This is a genomic window from Micromonospora sp. NPDC002411 (assembly GCF_053592955.1).
The window spans coordinates 1-1521 of sequence record NZ_JBSFBM010000625.1 but is presented as its reverse complement, the minus strand read 5'-3'; the positions used below and the strand labels follow the sequence as shown (position 1 = coordinate 1521).

General features: G+C 69.0%; 1 protein-coding gene. It reads right to left on the bottom strand.

Features of this window, described 5'->3' with window-relative positions; translation table 11 throughout:
- Positions 1–163 precede the first annotated feature (163 nt).
- Positions 164–1411, bottom strand: a complete 1248-nt coding sequence (locus ACWCO3_RS34555) for a hypothetical protein (protein WP_450014203.1) — start codon at positions 1409–1411, stop codon at positions 164–166.
- Positions 1412–1521 lie beyond the last annotated feature (110 nt).

Below are 1521 nucleotides of genomic sequence, written 5' to 3'. Positions count from 1 at the left end.
GAGATCATCGATCTCTCCTCACTTCGCCGAGCGGCGGACGAGTAGGAAGTTGAACAGCGACACCAGGACGATGATCATGAAGATCGCCCAGGCGAAGCGGGTTCACCAGCCGGAGGCCTTTGTGGTCCGAACGCCGTCACGGTCGGCTGCGTCCGACCCTCGCTCAGCTACCGCGACGCCAGAGATCGCGCAACGCATCCCAGTTGCCCGCGAGGCTCTCCTTGCAGAGCGCCTCGATGTAGGTGACGCCATTCGTGTCGTCACGATCCCACCAGAGACCGCACAGGGTCCTGCCGTCGGGCATGGTGACTGCGTACTCGACGTAGCTGCCCTCGACACCGGACTTGTTGCCCTTCGTACGGGTCGCTTGGCGCAACCCCGGTGCCAGCGCCCCGCCGGCAAGGTTGAGTTGTAGGCGGTACGCGCGGGCCGCGTCCTTCTCCTTCTTGGTCGGATAGAGCACAAAGTGCGTGAACGCGTTGCCATAGTGGCAGAAGAAATGCTGCGCTTCGTCAGCCGGCAGTTTCGGGGCGGCCGGCTCGTCGTAGGCCGCACAGGAGCTGGCCTGCGCCAGCCAGGGCTCGGCCAGCGGCGCCAATTCGCTCTCGAGGAACTTGGTCTTGTTGATGGACAGCTGCGTCGTCTCATACGGCGGCAGGGTCGCCGCAGTCGACTTCGGCGACCCTCCGTCACTGCCGCTGCGGCCCACGACGAATCCAGTGGTGCCAGCGACCAAGGTGAGCACCACCGCACCTGTGATGAAAATCCAGTTGGGCCGCCTCGGCTTCGGAGCCACCGGTGCGATCCGCCGGCCCCCGGAGGTGGGGAACGGATCGAACGGAGAGACCTGTTCGGCACTGGTGGTGTAGACCGGCGCCTGTGGGGTAGCGGAGACCGGCTGCGTCGACGCGGGTGAGGACGGCGCGGCCGAGACCGGCTGTGGGGACGCCGACACCGGCTGCCCCGAGGTCGGTGCCGCGTGCATCGCCCAGGGAAGTTGCGGCGGGTGCTCTACCAGTTCGGGCGTACCGGAGACCGGCGTCGGTGGCCCACTGACCTGCTGCGGCACGCCGGACACCGGCGGCGCGGAGGCAGGTGGCGCCGAGGCGGGCGGCGCGGAGACCGGCAGGTCGGGCACCGGCTGGTAGTCCAGGCCGAGGCTCTGGAAGAGCCGCTGCGGGGCGTGCCCCTCGTTGGCCCGGTAGGCCACCCAGGGGTGGGCCGCTGACAGGTCGGCGTCCGCGTAGGGGTGACCGCCGGCGGCCTGGGCCAACGCGTTGGCCGCCGCACCGAACGCCGCGCGCCACCGTTCGTCGGCCGCGGCGGCACCGTCCAACACGGCCACCGTGGCGAACTGGCCTTCCTTGTCGACCGCGGCCCAGGCCTTGCCAACCTGGCACGCACCCAACATATGCGTATACCTGTATGGGCTCTCCGCCTGCATCCCACTCCTCCGCTCAACCGCCGAGCGGATCCTACAGAGCCGACGCCATCCCAGCGGCCCGCCGGTCGGCCGTGCGA

Bases quoted from the DNA above. Each gene is read 5' to 3' on its own strand.
- ACWCO3_RS34555 (WP_450014203.1), bottom strand. From the start codon at position 1,411: ATGTTGGGTGCGTGCCAGGTTGGCAAGGCCTGGGCCGCGGTCGACAAG.